Below are 14,290 nucleotides of genomic sequence, written 5' to 3'. Positions count from 1 at the left end.
CGGAGAACCGCGACCACGAGGGCCGCGCCCCCGAGAACCGCGGGGCCGAGAACCGCGACCACGAGGGCCGCGCCCCCGAGAACCGCGGGGCCGACGAGGAGCGTGTGGCCCCCGGGCGGGACGCGTACGACCCCACCGCCTACGACCGGTTGCCGACCGCCGCCGCCGAACTCTTCGGCGAGGGTGCGACGGCCGAGCTGGCGTACGACCTGCTGACCGTCGACGTGCCCGCCGATTCCTGGACCACCGCCCTGGAAACGGCCCGCGACCGGCTGGGCTGCAGCTACTTCGACTGGCTGAGCGCGGTCGACGAGCCGGGCACCGGCTTCCGGGTGTGCGCCCATGTCGCGGCCCTGGCACCGGGCGTGGTCCGGCGGCTCCTCGTCCGTACGACCGTTCCGCACGACGCCGCGTCGCTCCCCACGGCCGTCCACGTCTACGCGGGCGCCGCCTGGCACGAGCGCGAGACGCACGAGATGTTCGGCATCGGCTTCGAGGGCCACCCCCATCTGGTGCCGCTGCTGCTGCCCGAGGGGTTCGAGGGCCACCCGCTGCGAAAGGACTTCGTCCTGGCCGCCCGCGTCGCCAAGGCGTGGCCGGGCGCGAAGGAGCCGGGCGAGTCGGAACACGGCGGCCCGAAGCGGCGCACGATGCTGCCGCCCGGCGTCCCCGACCCGAACGAGTGGGGCCCGCTGAAGGGCCAGCTCCCGCCCGCCCCTTCCCGCCCCGCCCGCACCGCGCGCGCGGCGGGCGACCGTCCCGTACGGCGTACCCGCAGCGCGAGCGAGGGCTCGGCCGGCCGGCCGACGGCGGAGGCGTCGTCGGCCGGGGCCGCCGAGGCCGTGCCTGCCGCCCGCCCGCGCCGTACCCGCAGCGCGTCCCAGGGTTCCGCCAGCCAACGGCCGGCCGCCGCCGAGCCGGGCACGACCGTCCCGGCCGCGCCCGCGGCGCCCGCCCGGGACACGGCACCGAAGCCGACGACCGGCCCGGCGCCGACCGATCCGGCACCGGCTCCCACCGGCCCGGCAACCCCGACCGGCCCGGCAACCCCGACCGGCCCGGCGACGTCGAAGCCGAGGGCCGGGGGCAGCGACGCGCCCTGGCACCACGCCCGTCCCGCCTTCGACGAACCCGGAACCGCCTCGGAGTCCGCCCCCGGAAGCACCCAGGGACCGGACTTCGCCGCGTCGTCGGACTCCGCCGCATCGCTCGGCACCGACGCGTCGCCCGACTCCGCCGCGCCCGAATTCCCCGGCACCCCGTCCGAAAGCCCTGAGAGCCCCGAAACCCCCGACCGTCCCGACGGAGGCGATACCGCGTGAACGACGTACTCGACGTCGCCCTCCGTCTCGTCATCGTCTTCGTCGCGTTCATGGTCCTCCCGCTCGTCGTGGGGCAGACCGAGCACAAGGTGATGGCCCATATGCAGGGTCGGCTCGGACCCATGTACGCGGGCGGCTTCCACGGCTGGGCCCAGCTCGTCGCGGACGGCGTGAAGTTCGCGCAGAAGGAGGACGTCGTACCGGCCGATGCCGACCGCCGCGTCTTCCAGCTCGCACCGGCCGTCGCGCTGCTCCCGTACCTCCTCGTCCTCGTCGCCCTCCCGATCGGCCCGGGCGAGGGCGCGGTCGGGCAGGTCGTCGACGCGGGCATCTTCTTCGTGCTCGCCGTGATGGGCGTCGGCGTGCTCGGCTCGCTGATGGCCGGCTGGGCCTCGGCCAACAAGTACTCCCTCCTCGGCGGACTGCGCACGGCCGCCCAGCTGCTCGCGTACGAACTGCCGATGCTGCTCGCCGCCGCCTCCGTCGCCATGGCCGCCGGGACCGTCTCCCTCCCGGGCATCCTCGACGCCTTCGAGTGGTGGTGGCTGCCCTGGCAGATCACCGGCGCGCTGGTCTTCTTCGTGGCCGGACTCGCCGAGCTCCAGCGCCCGCCCTTCGACATGCCGGTCGCCGACTCGGAGATCATCTTCGGCGCGTACACCGAGTACACCGGGCTGCGCTTCGCGCTGTTCCTGCTCGCCGAATACGCGGGCATCGTCGTACTGTCCGGGCTGACCACCGTGCTCTTCCTCGGTGGCTGGCACGGTCCGTTCGGCGCCGACGGGCTCGGCTGGTTCTGGACGCTCCTCAAGACCGCGGTCCTCGCCTTCGTCGTCATCTGGCTGCGGGTGAGCTACCCCCGGCTCCGCGAGGACCAGCTCCAGAAGCTCGCCTGGACCACGCTCATCCCGCTCGCTCTCGCGCAGATCGCGCTCACCGGCATCGTGAAGGTGGCGATGAACTGATGGCCGTTCCCGGCTCCGGCCTGGCCAAGGGCCTGGCCGTCACCCTGCGGACGATGACGCGGAAGAACGTCACCGCGCAGTACCCGGACGTCCAGCCCGAGCTGCCGCCCCGGTCCCGCGGCGTGATCGCGCTGTTCGAGGAGAACTGCACGGTCTGCATGCTCTGCGCCCGCGAGTGCCCGGACTGGTGCATCTACATCGACTCCCACAAGGAGACGGTGCCGGCCGCCGCCCCCGGCGGACGCGAGCGCAGCCGCAACGTCCTCGACCGCTTCGCGATCGACTTCTCGCTCTGCATGTACTGCGGCATCTGCATCGAGGTGTGCCCCTTCGACGCCCTCTTCTGGTCGCCGGAGTTCGAGTACGCCGAGACGGACATCCTCGAACTCACCCACGAGCGCGACAAGCTCCGCGAGTGGATGTGGACGGTGCCCGAACCGCCCGCGCTCGACCCGGCAGCCGAGGAGCCGAAGGAGATCGCCGCCGCCCGCAAGACGGCGGAGAAGCTCCAGGCCCAGCGCGCCAAGGAAGCGCAGGCGGCCCAGCAGGCCACCGAGGCCCGGCAGGCCGCCGAAGCCCAGCAGACGGCCGAGACGCGGCAGGCCGCCGAAGCCCAGCGGGCCCACGAGGACCGGACGGAACAGAAGGGCCGGCAGGAACAGAAGGGCCAGCAGGAACAGAAGGAAGAAGAGGGTGAGGCGTGACACTCGCAGCCATCGCGGCCCAGTCCGCCGCCGGGGCCGCCCAGTCCCTTCCCTCCGTCCCCTCCGCACCCTCCGGCTTCCTCTCCCCGACCGGCGTCGAGATCGCCTTCGTGCTCGTCGGCATCGCCACCCTCGGCGCCGCCCTCGTCACCGTCACGACCAGGCAGCTGGTGCACGCCGCCCTCTGGCTCGTCGTGGCCCTCGGCGGACTCGCCGTCGAGTACCTCCTGCTCACCGCCGAGTTCATCGCCTGGGTGCAGGTGCTGATCTACGTCGGTTCCGTGGTCGTCCTCCTCCTCTTCGGGCTGATGCTCACCAAGGCGCCCATCGGCCGCTCCCCGGACGCCGACTCCGGCAACCGCCGGGTGGCCCTCGGCGTCGCGGCGGCCGCCGCGGGCACGCTCGTCTGGATCGTCGTCGACGCCTTCCGCACCACCTGGATCGACCTCGAAGGACCCGTCGGCGGCTCAACGGAAGTGACCGGTGTGTCCCTCTTCCGGCACTGGGTGCTGCCGTTCGAGGCGCTCTCCGTCCTGCTGCTCGCCGCCCTCGTCGGCGCCGTCGTCCTGTCCCGCAAGCACGGCAAGGAGCAGAGCTGATGCACCTCGCCTACCCCGCCGTGCTCGCCGTCCTCCTCTTCTGCACCGGGCTGTACGGGGTGCTCGCCCGCCGCAACGCGATCCTGGTCCTGATGTCCGTCGAGCTGATGCTCAACGCCGTCAACCTCAACCTGGTCGCCTTCGACGTCTGGCTCCGCGACACCCTCCACGCCGGACAGGCCCTCACCCTCTTCACCATCGCCGTAGCGGCGGCGGAGATCGGCATCGGCCTGGCCATCGTCCTCGCCGTGTACCGCAACCGGGGCACCTCGGACATCGACCGTCTCCGCGACACCGCCGAGACCGATGCCGCCGAGACGCTCCCCGACGAGCCGCCCCCCGGCACCGACGGGAACCACGACACCGCAGACCAGGCCACTGCTCCGGCAGGGAAGGCACAGAAGGCAGAGGCCACTCCGTGACCATCACGACCCTCGCCGTCCTCGTCCCCCTCCTTCCGTTCCTGGGCGCCGCGGGCGGTCTGCTCACCGGACGCATCGCGCCCGGCTTCGTCCGCCCCCTCGCCGTACTGCCCACCCTCACCGCCTTCCTGCTCGCCGTCGTCGTCGCCTCGCGTCAGGGCGGCGGGCCGGCCGTCGACGCGGCGACCCGGCTCACCCCCACCGGGTCCGTGCCGATCGACCTCGCCCTGCACCTCGACGGCTTCGCGGTCCTCGTCGCCGTCCTGGTCGGGCTCGTCGCGACCTGCGTGCAGATCTACTCGACCGCCTACCTGCGCGACGACCCCCGTTACCCCTCGTACACCGCCCTCGTCTCCCTCTTCACCTCCGCGATGCTCCTTGTCGTCTACTCCGGCGACCTGATGGTGCTCCTGGTCGGCTGGGAGATCATGGGCATCTGCTCGTACTTCCTCGTCGGCCACTACTGGGAGACGCCCGAGGCCCGCGCCGCCTCCCTCAAGGCGTTCCTGGTCACCAAGCTCGGCGACGTCCCCTTCCTGATCGGGCTGTTCGCGCTCGCCGTCGACACCGGCTCGTTCCGCATCACCCGCATCCTGGGCGCCGTCGCGAACGGCGGCCTCGACCACCCCACCCTCATCGCCCTGCTGCTCCTCGCGGGTGTCGCCGGGAAGTCCGCGCAGTTCCCCCTCCACACCTGGCTGCCCGACGCGATGGCCGGCCCCACCCCCGTCTCCGCGCTGATCCACGCCGCGACGATGGTCGCGGCCGGCATCTACTTCGTGGCCCGGCTCCTTCCCGTCTTCGCCCAGTCCGGCGCGGCCCTCGTCGTCCTCGCCGTGATGGCCGCGGTCACGATGACCGGCTCCGCCCTCGCCGCCCTCGCCCAGGACGACATCAAACGCGTCCTCGCCTACTCGACGATCGGACAGCTCGGCTACATGGCCGGGGCCCTGGCCGTCGGCGACCGCGGCGCCGCCGTCTTCCACCTCCTCTCGCACGGCGCGTTCAAGGCCGTCCTCTTCCTCGCGGCGGGTGTCGTCATCCACGCCGCCGGGACCAACTCACTGGCCGCCATGTCGCGCATGGGCGGTCTGGCGAAGCGCATCCCGGACGCCTACTGGACGATGACCGTCGCCCTGCTCGCGCTCGCCGCCATCCCGCCGTTCTCCGGCTTCTTCTCCAAGGAAGCCATCCTCGTCGCCGCCGAGCACACCGCACTCGGGGACCGGCACGTCGCCCCGTCCGCCGCCGGCTGGACCGTCCTCGTGGCCGGACTGCTCACCGCGGCCCTCACCGCCGCGTACGCCACCCGCCTCTGGCTCCTCGCCTTCCGTGGCCGTGGTGCCGAGGCCCCCGACCACGGCCGCCAGCCCGTCGCGATGACCACCGTCCTGTGGGTCCTGGCCGTTCCCACCATCGCCTTCGGGCTGACCGTCGGCGCGATCGGCGACTGGTTCGACGACCACGGCCTCACCCCCTCCCTCACCACCGCCGTCCTCTCCACGGGCATCGGACTCGTCGGTGGCCTCGTCACCTACGGCGCCTGGCGCCACACCTCGGCACTCGCCGCCCGTACCGCCGTCGGCACTGTCGCCCCCCACCCCGACGCCGAACCCGCCCTCGTCGAGGCCGAGGCGCTGACCGCGCACACCGCCGCCTACGGCACCGCCGGGGACGCCCCCGACCCGGCCGACCCGGGCCGCCTCCTGCTCGGCCCGCTCCACCGCCACGCCGCCACCGGCTTCCACCTCGACGCCCTCTACACGGCCCTGTTCGTCCGCCCCGTGCGGGCCGCCGCGGGCCTGGTCGGGTTCCTGGACCGCGAGGTCGTCGACACCTACGTACGCGGCTCCGGCACCGGAGCACGCTGGCTCGGCGCCGCTGTACGCCGCGCCCAGACCGGCAACGTGCAGACCTACCTCAGCGCGCTGCTCGCCGGTTCCCTGGTCCTGGCGATCGCCGCCGTCGTCTTCGCCAACGTCAACGCCGGGTCGTGAGCCGTGATCGATATCAGTGAATCCGTGATGCAGTTCCTTCTCGCGTTCGTCGTTCTCGCCCCGCTCGTCGGCGCCGTGGCCGCTCTGCTGCCCGCCCCGCCCGGACTGAAGGGCACCGGCCCCGACCAGGCCGTGCTCCGCCACGGCGTGACCGTCACCGGGGCGGTACTGGCTGCCACGCTCCTCCTCGCCGCGGGCTTCGACCACGACCATCCGTCGAAAATGCAGGCCACGACCGACATCAGCTGGATCCCGGCGCTCCACGTCCGCATCCACCTGGGCATCGACGGCATCTCGCTCCCCCTCCTCGTACTGACCGCGCTGCTGACCTTCCTCTGTGCGCTGTACAGCTACTTCAAGAAGCCGGAAGGCCCCTCCCCGAAGGCGTTCGTCGCTCTCGTCCTCGCCCTGGAATCCGGCACCCTCGCGACCTTCGCCGTCCTCGACCTGGTGCTGTTCTTCCTGGCGTTCGAGATGGTGCTCATCCCCATGTACTTCCTGATCGCCCGCTGGGGCGGTGCGGGCAGGCAGGCCGCCGCCTGGAAGTTCATCCTCTACACCCTCCTCGGCTCGGTGATCATGCTGCTGGGCCTGCTCCTCATCGGGTTGAAGAGCGGCACCTTCGACATGGTGGCACTCGCCACTGACAACGGCCGTGGGCTCACCACGTCCGTGCAGGTCATCGCCGTTCTGGCGATCGGGATCGGGCTCGCCGTGAAGACCCCGATGTGGCCGCTGCACAGCTGGCTCCCCGACGCCCACACCGCCGCCCCGACCGTCGGCTCGGTGCTGCTCGCGGGTGTCCTGCTGAAGATGGGCACGTACGGATTCGTCCGCATCCTGCTCCCCGCCGCCCCCGACGGCATGCACACCTTCGCGCCCTACCTCGCCGCCTTCGCGGTGGTCGGCATCGTCTACGGATCGCTCGCCTGCCTGGCGCTGGCCCGCCCCGGATCCAAGGGCGACCTCAAGCGGCTGATCGCGTACTCCTCCGTCGGACACATGGGCTTCGTCCTCCTCGGCATCGCGAGCATGACCCCCACCGGCGTCAACGGCGCACTCTTCGCGAACATCGCCCACGGCCTCATCACCGGCCTGCTGTTCTTCCTCGTCGGTGCCGTCAAGGACCGCTACGGCACCGCCGACCTCGACACCCTCTCCGGCGCGACCGGGGCCGCGCTCTACGGCCGGGCGCCGCGCCTCGGCGGTCTCCTCGCCTTCGCCGCGATCGCCTCCCTCGGCCTGCCCGGCCTCGCCGGTTTCTGGGGCGAGATGCTCGCCCTGTTCGGCTCCTTCGCCCCGGCCGAAGGACTCAGCCGCCCCGCCTTCCTCACCTTCATGGCGATCGCCGCGTTCGGCACCCTGCTCACCGCCGCGTACATGCTGATCGTCGTACGCCGCGTCTGCATGGGCGACACCGATGCGAAGCGGGAGGAACCGCGACTCGCCGACGTCCAGGCGTACGAGTTCGCCACCTGGACCCCGCTCGTCGCCCTCACCGTCCTCGCCGGCCTGTGGCCCGCCGTCCTCCTCGGCCTCACCGACCCGGCCGTGCAGAAGCTCCTCGCAGGAGGCAAGTCGTGACCACAGCCGCCGCCCTGAGCGCCGTCACCACCGCGCCCGGCCTCGCCGCCGCCGCGACCCACGGCGGCACCGGTCTCGTCACCACGGCCGCCGACGGCACCACCAGCCTCGTCCAGTCCGTCGACTGGCTCGCGATCGCGCCTCCCGTCGTCGTCGCGGCCGCCGCCCTGGTGGTCCTGGTCGCCGACCTCTTCCTGCCCAGGGAACGCAAGCAGGTCCTCGGCCTGATCACCCTCGCCGGACTCGTCGCAGCCCTCGCCCTCCTCGTTCCGCTGCGGGACGGCGACCGCTCCACCTTCTGCCTCACCCCGGCCGCCACCGGCACCGGCGCCAGCGGGGCCTGCAGCTACACCGCCGACCACTTCGCCCTCGCCATCCAGGCCCTCGTCCTCGTCGGCGCCCTGCTCACCGCCCTGCTCTCGCTCGACGACACCCGCAGGCTCCCGGCCGGCGAGTTCTGGTTCCTGCTGCTGTCCTCCGCGGCCGGCGCCGTGCTGCTGCCCGCCGCCCGCGACCTCGCCACCCTCGTCATCGCCCTCGAAGTCGCCTCGCTGCCCGCCTTCGCCCTCGTCGGCCTCAAGCGCGGCGACCGCCGGTCCTCCGAGGCCGCGCTGAAGTTCTTCCTGTCCTCCGTCGTCGCCACCGCCGTCACGCTCCTCGGCGTCAGCTTCGTGTACGCGGCCACCGGCACCCTCCACCTCACGGAACTCGCCACCCGTCTCGACGACGTGCCCGGGCAGCTCGGCACGCTCGCCGAGACCGGTGTCGTCCTCACCCTCGTCGGCTTCGCCTTCAAGACGGCCGCCGCGCCCTTCCACTTCTGGGTCCCCGACACCTACGTCGGCGCCCCCCTGCCGGTCGCCGCCTACCTCTCGGTCGTCGGCAAGGCGGCCGGCTTCTCCGGCCTCATCCTCGTCGCAGTGATCGGCTTCCCGGCGTACGCGGACGTCTGGGGACCGGCCCTCGCCGTGCTCGCCGCACTCACCATGACCGTCGGCAATGTCGCCGCCCTGCGCCAGAACGCCGACCGCGCCCGCAGCGCCGTACGCCTGCTCGCCTGGTCGTCCGTCGGCCAGGCCGGCTACCTCCTGGTGCCGGTCGCCGCCGCCGCGTACGCCAGCGACCGGCACGTCGGTTCCACCGTCGCGTACGCCCTCATGTACGCCGTCGTGAACCTCGGCGCGTTCGCGGTCGCCGCGCTCGTCGCCCGTACCCATCCCGGGAACCGGCTCTCCGACTACCGCGGCCTCTACGCCGACCGCCCTCTCGCCGCCCTCGCGATGGCCTTCTTCCTGCTCTGCCTGGCCGGTCTGCCGCCCGGCATCATCGGCCTCTTCGCCAAGGTCACGGTCTTCTCCGCCGCCGTCGACGCGGGGCTCGGCTGGCTCGCGGTCGTCATGGCCGTCAACGTAGTGATCGCGTTGTACTACTACCTGCGGTGGACGGCGGTGCTCTTCCGCACCCCGGAGCGGGCAGCGGACGAGGTCCCGGACCGGCCCGCCGGAAGGACACCGGCCGTGGGCCCGGCCGCACCCGCCCCCACCGGGCACCATGTCCCGCTCCCCGTCACTCTCGCGATCGCCCTCACCGCCGTCGCGGGCATCGTGCTCTCCGGAGTCCCGCAGACCATCCTGGAATTCGCCGCCGTCGGCCTCTTCTGACCTACCCAAGATCGGTTTGCCCGGGACGGTCCGCACAGGGCAAGGTCTAGGGCCGCACATCGCGACAACACACCCAGGTCCCAGAGGGAGCGAAAGCAGTGCTGAACGGGTTCAAGGACTTCATCCTGCGCGGAAACATCATCTCGATGGCCATCGGTCTGGCCGTCGGATCCGCGTTCACCGCCGTCGTCACCGGATTCAGCACCGCGTTCATCACCCCGCTCATCGGCCTCGCCACCGGTTCGGTCGGCGACTTCAGCTCCGCGGAGTTCGCGATCGAGGGCACGGTCTTCCCGTACGGGAAGTTCCTGGCCGCAGCCATCGCCTTCCTGATCACCGCCGCGGTGCTCTACTTCGGCGTCGTCGTGCCGATGGCGAAGGTCCAGAACCGTTTCTCCAAGGCCGACGAGAAGGTCGACATCAAGGCCGCCGTCCGCGACTGCCCGCGCTGCTACACCGAGATCCCGGCCATCGCCTCCCGCTGCGCCCACTGCACCAGCGAGATCGAGCCGGACCCCGAGGCCCTCGCGGTCGCCGGGTTCCCCACCCAGCGCTGACCCGCCCGGACACGGCTCCCGGACGCGGCACGGACCCCGCCCGGGAGCGCGGAACGGCACAGTACGGACACGGGTGACGAGGCGCGCACGGCCCCGCCATCCGTACGGCGCAGCGCCCGCCCGGACCGCGCGCCCCGTCCCGGCCCCGCCCCGCGGCGGCACGCACAAGGGAACTAGCTCACCTCGCCTGGCGTTGACCCGTACGGGAGGCTCCACTGGGGAAGTGGAGACCACCGAGCAAAGGGTTCCCCTGCCGCACCACTTGGAGGGCGTACCGTGCACCGCCGGCACAACGGGCTGAAGACCGCCGTACTTCTCGGCGGTCTCTCCGCGCTCATCATCGTCATCGGAAGCTTCTTCGGACGTACGGGCCTGATCGTCGCGCTCCTCGTGGCCGTCGGCACCAACGCCTACGCGTACTGGAACAGCGACAAGCTGGCGCTGAAGGCCATGCGCGCCCGGCCCGTGAGCGAGTTCGAGGCGCCGGGGCTGTACCGCATGGTCCGCGAGCTCTCGACGGCCGCCCGGCAGCCCATGCCCCGGCTCTACATCTCCCCGACCCAGGCCCCCAACGCCTTCGCCACCGGCCGAAACCCGCGCAACGCGGCGGTCTGCTGCACCGAGGGCATCCTCCAGATCCTCGACGAGAGAGAGCTGCGCGGCGTCCTCGGGCACGAGCTGAGCCATGTCTACAACCGCGACATCCTGATCTCGTCCGTCGCCGGGGCACTCGCCTCCGTCGTCATGTTCCTGGTCAACTTCGCCTGGCTGGTCCCGGTGGGCCGGTCCGACGACGACGAGGGCCCCGGCATTCTCGGCATGCTGCTGATCATGATCCTCGGCCCGCTCGCCGCCTCCGTCATCCAGCTGGCCGTGAGCCGCTCCCGCGAGTACGAGGCGGACGCCTCGGGTGCCCAGCTCACCGGCGACCCGCTGGCCCTCGCCGGTGCCCTGCGGAAGCTCGACGCGGGCACGAAGCAGCTCCCGCTGCCTCCCGAGCCGAGGATCGAGACCGCGAGCCACATGATGATCGCGAACCCCTTCCGCCCCGGTCAGGGCATGTCCAAGCTGTTCTCGACGCACCCGCCGATGGCGGAGCGCATCGCCCGCCTGGAACAGATGGCGGGCCGCCGCCCGTGAGGCCGTCGGTCCCGCGCACCGGCCCCGGGACGCACGAGGCGCTCCGCGCGAACCGCCTCCGTTCCATTCCGGCTTCTGCTTCTCCATTCCGGCTTCTGCTTCCGTGCGGACCGCTACCGCGCCCCGAACCTCTCGTCGGTCGGCACCACCTCGCGCCCCAGTGGCATGAGGGAGATCGGGATCAGCTTCAGGTTCGCCCAGCCGAACGGGATGCCGATGATCGACACGAACAGCGGGATGCTGGTCAGCAGGTGTCCGAGCGCCAGCCACCACCCGGCGAAGACCAGCCAGATGACGTTGCCGACGAACGAGGGCGCCCCCGCGTCGGGCCGTTCCACGGTGGTCCGCCCGAACGGCCACAGGACGTAGCCCGCGATCCTCAGGGACGCGATGCCGAACGGGATCGTCACGATCAGCACGAAGCAGATGAGCGCGGCCACCAGATATCCGAGGGCCATCCAGAACCCGCAGAACACCACCCACAGGACGTTCAGGATCAGTTGCAGCAGCTTCATGTTTCCCAGCCTTCCACGTGTTTCGTCCGGCAGCGCCCTTCGCCGCCGGTCCCGGCCGACGGCCCGGACCACCGCTCCGCCGATTGTCAGTGCCGTCACTCACCATGAACGCATGATGGACATCGAGCAGTTGCTGGCGGCCGTGGAGAAGACCGCGCGCACCGGGCCGCGCTGGGCGGCGTACCCCCTTCCGGCGCCCCTGTCCGCCGAGGGCGTCGAGCGGGCCGAGGCCGCCCTGGGCTTCCCCCTGCCGCCGCTGCTGACCGCGCTGTACACCCGGACGGCCAACGGCGGCTTCGGGCCTGCGTACGGCTTCCTGCCGCTGATCGGCGACCGGACGCCCGGCGGGGAGGAGTCCGCCGTCGCGCAATACCTCGCGCTGCGCCGGGACGACGCGGAGGAGGGGGCGTGGCCGTGGCCGGAGGGCGTGCTGCCGATATGCAGCCTGGGCTGTGGGATGTACTCCTGCGTGGACTGCCGCAGCGAGCGCACCACGGTCCTGCTCTTCGAGCCGAACGTCGGCGAGCCGGAGCTCGCCTGGTACGTGGACAAGCCGGATCTCGCCCAGTGGCTGCACGCCTGGCTGGACGGCACAGCGTGGCACTGCGAGGAGGCGGAGGACGAGGAAGCCGACATGGAGCCCTGGCCAGACTTCGGCACCCGCATACGACCCGTGGCCGACGGCGCGGTGTCCGCCGACGCCGGGAGAGCCACGCGCCCCTGACGTTCCTCGGGCCGTCCGTTCCTCGGGCCCTGCGGAACGCCCGGACTATCCGGAAGGGCCGAGCGGGTCGAGTCCCGTCTCGCGCAGGGTCAGGTTGAGCCGGCCGTGGCCCAGCCCCGACGCGGGATCGGACGTCCCGGGGACGATCCTCGGTACGCCGTGGAAGGCGAAGCGCGACGGCCCGCCGAAGACGAACAGGTCGCCGGAGGCCAACTCCACATCCGTGTAGGGCTTTCCCCGGTTCTCCGTGTTCCCGAAGCGGAAGACGCAGGTGGCGCCGATGCTGAGCGACACCACCGGGGCACCGGACCGTTCCTCCTTGTCCTGGTGCATGCCCATCCGCGCCGCTCCGTCGTAGAAGTTGACGAGGGCTGCGTCCGGCGCGTACGCCCGCGCGCGGCTCTCGTCCCCGTACGCCGCCACCAGTGCCTCCCGGCCCAGCTCCGCGAGCCGGTCGGGGAACGCGGCGACCCGCGCGCCGTTCACGTCGTCGGCCGTACGCGAGTAGTGGTACGGCTGCCAGTGCCAGCCCAGGCAGACCGTCCGTACCGACATCACACCGCCGCCCGGCAGCACCGTGTGCCGCAGCGGCACCGGCCCTCGCGCCCACTCCCGGCAGGCGGCCACCAGCTCCCGCCGACGTGCGGGCGACAGCCACTCCGGCACGTGCACGGCCCCCGGCGCCACGACGGCCCGCGGTCTGGGAAAGAGCCCGGACATGTCAGCGCACCGCCAGGGCGCCTTCCAGCCTCAGCAGCCGTTCCTTGCGCTCCACGCCGCCCGCGTAGCCGCGCAGGGCCCCGTCCGCGCCGATCACCCGATGGCACGGCCGCACGACCAGCAGCGGGTTGCGGCCGATCGCCGTGCCCACGGCCCGCACACCCGCTCCGGACGCCCCGACGTGCTCGGCGACCTGCCCGTACGACACGGTCTCCCCGTACGGGACGGTGTCGAGCGCGGCCCACACCCGGCGCTGGAAGTCCGTGCCCGCGCCGTCGGCGTACACGATGTCGAAACGGGTCAGCCGCCCCGCGAAGTACTCCCGCAGCTGTGCGGCGATCCCCTCGAAGGCGTCCGGCGCGCGGACCCAGTCGTCCCGGACGACCGCGGCGCCCTTCTGGTCGGGCAGGGAGAGCGAGGCGAGCGCGACCCCTCCGGCCGCGTCGGCGGTCTCCTCGCCGACCAGCAGCAGTTCACCCAGCGGGCTGTCGACCGTCGCGTACATGGTCATGGCTCGTCCTCTCCGCGCCTGTCGTGCCGGAGCCGACAGGATCATCGTCCGGCGCTCACCAGTCTGCGTCCGCGGCCGCACCACGACCGGCGGTATTCGGACATCGCGCCGGACCGAGGCCGCCACCCGTCACCCGTCACCCGCCGCCGTCACGCATCCACAGGGGCGGCTTCGGCGGTGTCGACGGCCTCGGTGGTGGCACCGGGGAACGGGAGCGGCCGACGGGCACAGCCCCTGATCCGCTCCGCGAGCTCCCCGTAGCCGACGGGCTCGCCGCAGAGCCTCCGTACGGAGGTCAGGCCCAGGCTGGCCTGCCCCGTGGCTTCCACGACAGCCCGGGAGGCGACGTGGAAGCACCACTGGCCGACGTCGAGCGGGTCGTAGGCGGCGTGGGTACGCGCGGTGTGGAGTGCGAAGACGTAGACGTCGGCGTTGTAGGACTGCTCCGCGGCATCGCCGTCCTCGGGCGTCCAGATCCGCCCGCGCAGCCGGGAGAAACGGATCTCCGACAGTCGGCGCTGCCCCCACGCCTGGAGATAGGCACTGGTCTTCACCTCGATCTTCAGCCCGTCCGGTGCCAGGACATCGAAGCTCTCCCACTCCGCGTTGCGCTGCTCGGCGCCGACCGCGCGGTGGACCAGGAACTCCGCGAGCAGGCCCCGGGTCGTGTTGGTCCGCAGATCGGGCATCGCGTAGCGCCAGAAGTCCAGCACCGTCACCGTCCCGGCATCCGGGCTTCGGAAGACCTCACCGCCCGCGAGCGGCGTCGGTCTGGCCGGGGTGTGCCGGCCGTCGGGGGTGGTGGACTCGGAGGACATCCCCCCAGCCTGGCATGCGGCCGCGGCGCGATGCGGCCGAACGGCCGGACA

15 protein-coding genes are annotated in these 14,290 nt (G+C 72.2%); 11 read left to right on the top strand and 4 right to left on the bottom strand.

The window, feature by feature from the left end:
* Positions 1–104 precede the first annotated feature (104 nt).
* The 10 genes from ACFYY6_RS02410 (at position 105) to htpX (ending at position 10,951) form a co-directional block, all read left to right on the top strand.
* On the top strand, positions 105–1,322 hold the full coding sequence (locus tag ACFYY6_RS02410; RefSeq protein ID WP_389191470.1) for an NADH-quinone oxidoreductase subunit C: 1,218 nt from the start codon (positions 105–107) through the stop codon (positions 1,320–1,322).
* On the top strand, positions 1,319–2,287 hold the full coding sequence (locus tag ACFYY6_RS02405) for a complex I subunit 1 family protein (RefSeq protein ID WP_351517775.1): 969 nt from the start codon (positions 1,319–1,321) through the stop codon (positions 2,285–2,287). Before ACFYY6_RS02410 ends, ACFYY6_RS02405 begins: the two co-directional genes overlap by 4 nt.
* Positions 2,284–2,991, top strand: a complete 708-nt coding sequence (locus ACFYY6_RS02400; RefSeq protein WP_351627741.1) for an NADH-quinone oxidoreductase subunit I — start codon at positions 2,284–2,286, stop codon at positions 2,989–2,991. The genes ACFYY6_RS02405 and ACFYY6_RS02400 overlap by 4 nt, the downstream gene beginning before the upstream one ends.
* Positions 2,992–3,002: 11 nt before the next feature.
* On the top strand, positions 3,003–3,590 hold the full coding sequence (locus ACFYY6_RS02395) for an NADH-quinone oxidoreductase subunit J (RefSeq protein ID WP_386608399.1): 588 nt from the start codon (positions 3,003–3,005) through the stop codon (positions 3,588–3,590).
* Complete coding sequence (gene nuoK, locus ACFYY6_RS02390) at positions 3,590–4,012, top strand: NADH-quinone oxidoreductase subunit NuoK (protein WP_351517776.1); 423 nt, start codon at positions 3,590–3,592, stop codon at positions 4,010–4,012. Before ACFYY6_RS02395 ends, nuoK begins: the two co-directional genes overlap by 1 nt.
* Positions 4,009–6,009, top strand: a complete 2,001-nt coding sequence (locus ACFYY6_RS02385; protein WP_389191290.1) for an NADH-quinone oxidoreductase subunit L — start codon at positions 4,009–4,011, stop codon at positions 6,007–6,009. Before nuoK ends, ACFYY6_RS02385 begins: the two co-directional genes overlap by 4 nt.
* 27 nt (positions 6,010–6,036) lie before the next feature.
* Positions 6,037–7,593 (top strand): NADH-quinone oxidoreductase subunit M, encoded by a 1,557-nt coding sequence (locus tag ACFYY6_RS02380; RefSeq protein ID WP_351627737.1) that lies wholly within the window; start codon positions 6,037–6,039, stop codon positions 7,591–7,593.
* 134 nt (positions 7,594–7,727) lie between these two features.
* Positions 7,728–9,254, top strand: coding sequence for an NADH-quinone oxidoreductase subunit N (locus ACFYY6_RS02375; RefSeq protein ID WP_388648750.1), 1,527 nt, complete (start codon positions 7,728–7,730; stop codon positions 9,252–9,254).
* 98 nt (positions 9,255–9,352) lie between these two features.
* Positions 9,353–9,811, top strand: a complete 459-nt coding sequence (locus tag ACFYY6_RS02370; protein WP_351517778.1) for an MscL family protein — start codon at positions 9,353–9,355, stop codon at positions 9,809–9,811.
* Between the two features lie 276 nt (positions 9,812–10,087).
* Positions 10,088–10,951 carry a zinc metalloprotease HtpX gene (htpX, locus tag ACFYY6_RS02365; RefSeq protein ID WP_073785361.1) on the top strand — a complete coding sequence of 288 codons (864 nt, stop codon included), beginning with the start codon at positions 10,088–10,090 and terminating at the stop codon, positions 10,949–10,951.
* A gap of 113 nt (positions 10,952–11,064) precedes the next feature.
* Here htpX and ACFYY6_RS02360 read toward each other — a convergent pair whose 3' ends face one another.
* The gene (locus tag ACFYY6_RS02360) at positions 11,065–11,466 is read right to left on the bottom strand and encodes a YccF domain-containing protein (protein ID WP_351517780.1); all 402 of its coding nucleotides are present in this window, start codon (positions 11,464–11,466) and stop codon (positions 11,065–11,067) included.
* 112 nt (positions 11,467–11,578) lie between these two features.
* On the opposite strand from ACFYY6_RS02360, the gene ACFYY6_RS02355 reads away from it, so the two are divergent.
* The gene (locus ACFYY6_RS02355) at positions 11,579–12,190 is read left to right on the top strand and encodes an SMI1/KNR4 family protein (RefSeq protein WP_388648590.1); all 612 of its coding nucleotides are present in this window, start codon (positions 11,579–11,581) and stop codon (positions 12,188–12,190) included.
* A 45-nt stretch (positions 12,191–12,235) separates the two neighbouring features.
* On the opposite strand, the gene ACFYY6_RS02350 is transcribed toward ACFYY6_RS02355, so the two are convergent.
* The 3 genes from ACFYY6_RS02350 to ACFYY6_RS02340 form a co-directional block, all read right to left on the bottom strand.
* A complete protein-coding gene (locus ACFYY6_RS02350; RefSeq protein WP_351517782.1) occupies positions 12,236–12,910 on the bottom strand; it encodes an alpha-ketoglutarate-dependent dioxygenase AlkB in 675 nt (224 codons plus the stop codon).
* A 1-nt stretch (position 12,911) separates the two neighbouring features.
* A complete protein-coding gene (locus tag ACFYY6_RS02345; RefSeq protein WP_351627624.1) occupies positions 12,912–13,421 on the bottom strand; it encodes a methylated-DNA--[protein]-cysteine S-methyltransferase in 510 nt (169 codons plus the stop codon).
* Positions 13,422–13,570: 149 nt separating this feature from the next.
* Positions 13,571–14,239 (bottom strand): hypothetical protein, encoded by a 669-nt coding sequence (locus ACFYY6_RS02340; protein ID WP_386608362.1) that lies wholly within the window; start codon positions 14,237–14,239, stop codon positions 13,571–13,573.
* Positions 14,240–14,290 lie beyond the last annotated feature (51 nt).

The organism is Streptomyces sp. NPDC001750, assembly GCF_042892615.1.
Classification (GTDB): Bacteria; Actinomycetota; Actinomycetes; order Streptomycetales; family Streptomycetaceae; genus Streptomyces.
The sequence above is the reverse complement of the archived record's forward strand: the minus strand, read 5'-3'. Positions and strand labels throughout refer to the sequence as shown.

What these genes read in the sequence shown, in the direction of transcription:
- nuoK (WP_351517776.1), top strand. Translation starts at nt 3,590, where the DNA reads ATGCACCTCGCCTACCCCGCCGTGCTCGCCGTCCTCCTCTTCTGCACC.
- ACFYY6_RS02380 (WP_351627737.1), top strand. Translation starts at nt 6,037, where the DNA reads ATGCAGTTCCTTCTCGCGTTCGTCGTTCTCGCCCCGCTCGTCGGCGCC.
- ACFYY6_RS02360 (WP_351517780.1), bottom strand. Translation starts at nt 11,466, where the DNA reads ATGAAGCTGCTGCAACTGATCCTGAACGTCCTGTGGGTGGTGTTCTGC.
- ACFYY6_RS02355 (WP_388648590.1), top strand. Translation starts at nt 11,579, where the DNA reads ATGATGGACATCGAGCAGTTGCTGGCGGCCGTGGAGAAGACCGCGCGC.
- ACFYY6_RS02350 (WP_351517782.1), bottom strand. Translation starts at nt 12,910, where the DNA reads ATGTCCGGGCTCTTTCCCAGACCGCGGGCCGTCGTGGCGCCGGGGGCC.
- ACFYY6_RS02345 (WP_351627624.1), bottom strand. Translation starts at nt 13,421, where the DNA reads ATGACCATGTACGCGACGGTCGACAGCCCGCTGGGTGAACTGCTGCTG.
- ACFYY6_RS02340 (WP_386608362.1), bottom strand. Translation starts at nt 14,239, where the DNA reads ATGTCCTCCGAGTCCACCACCCCCGACGGCCGGCACACCCCGGCCAGA.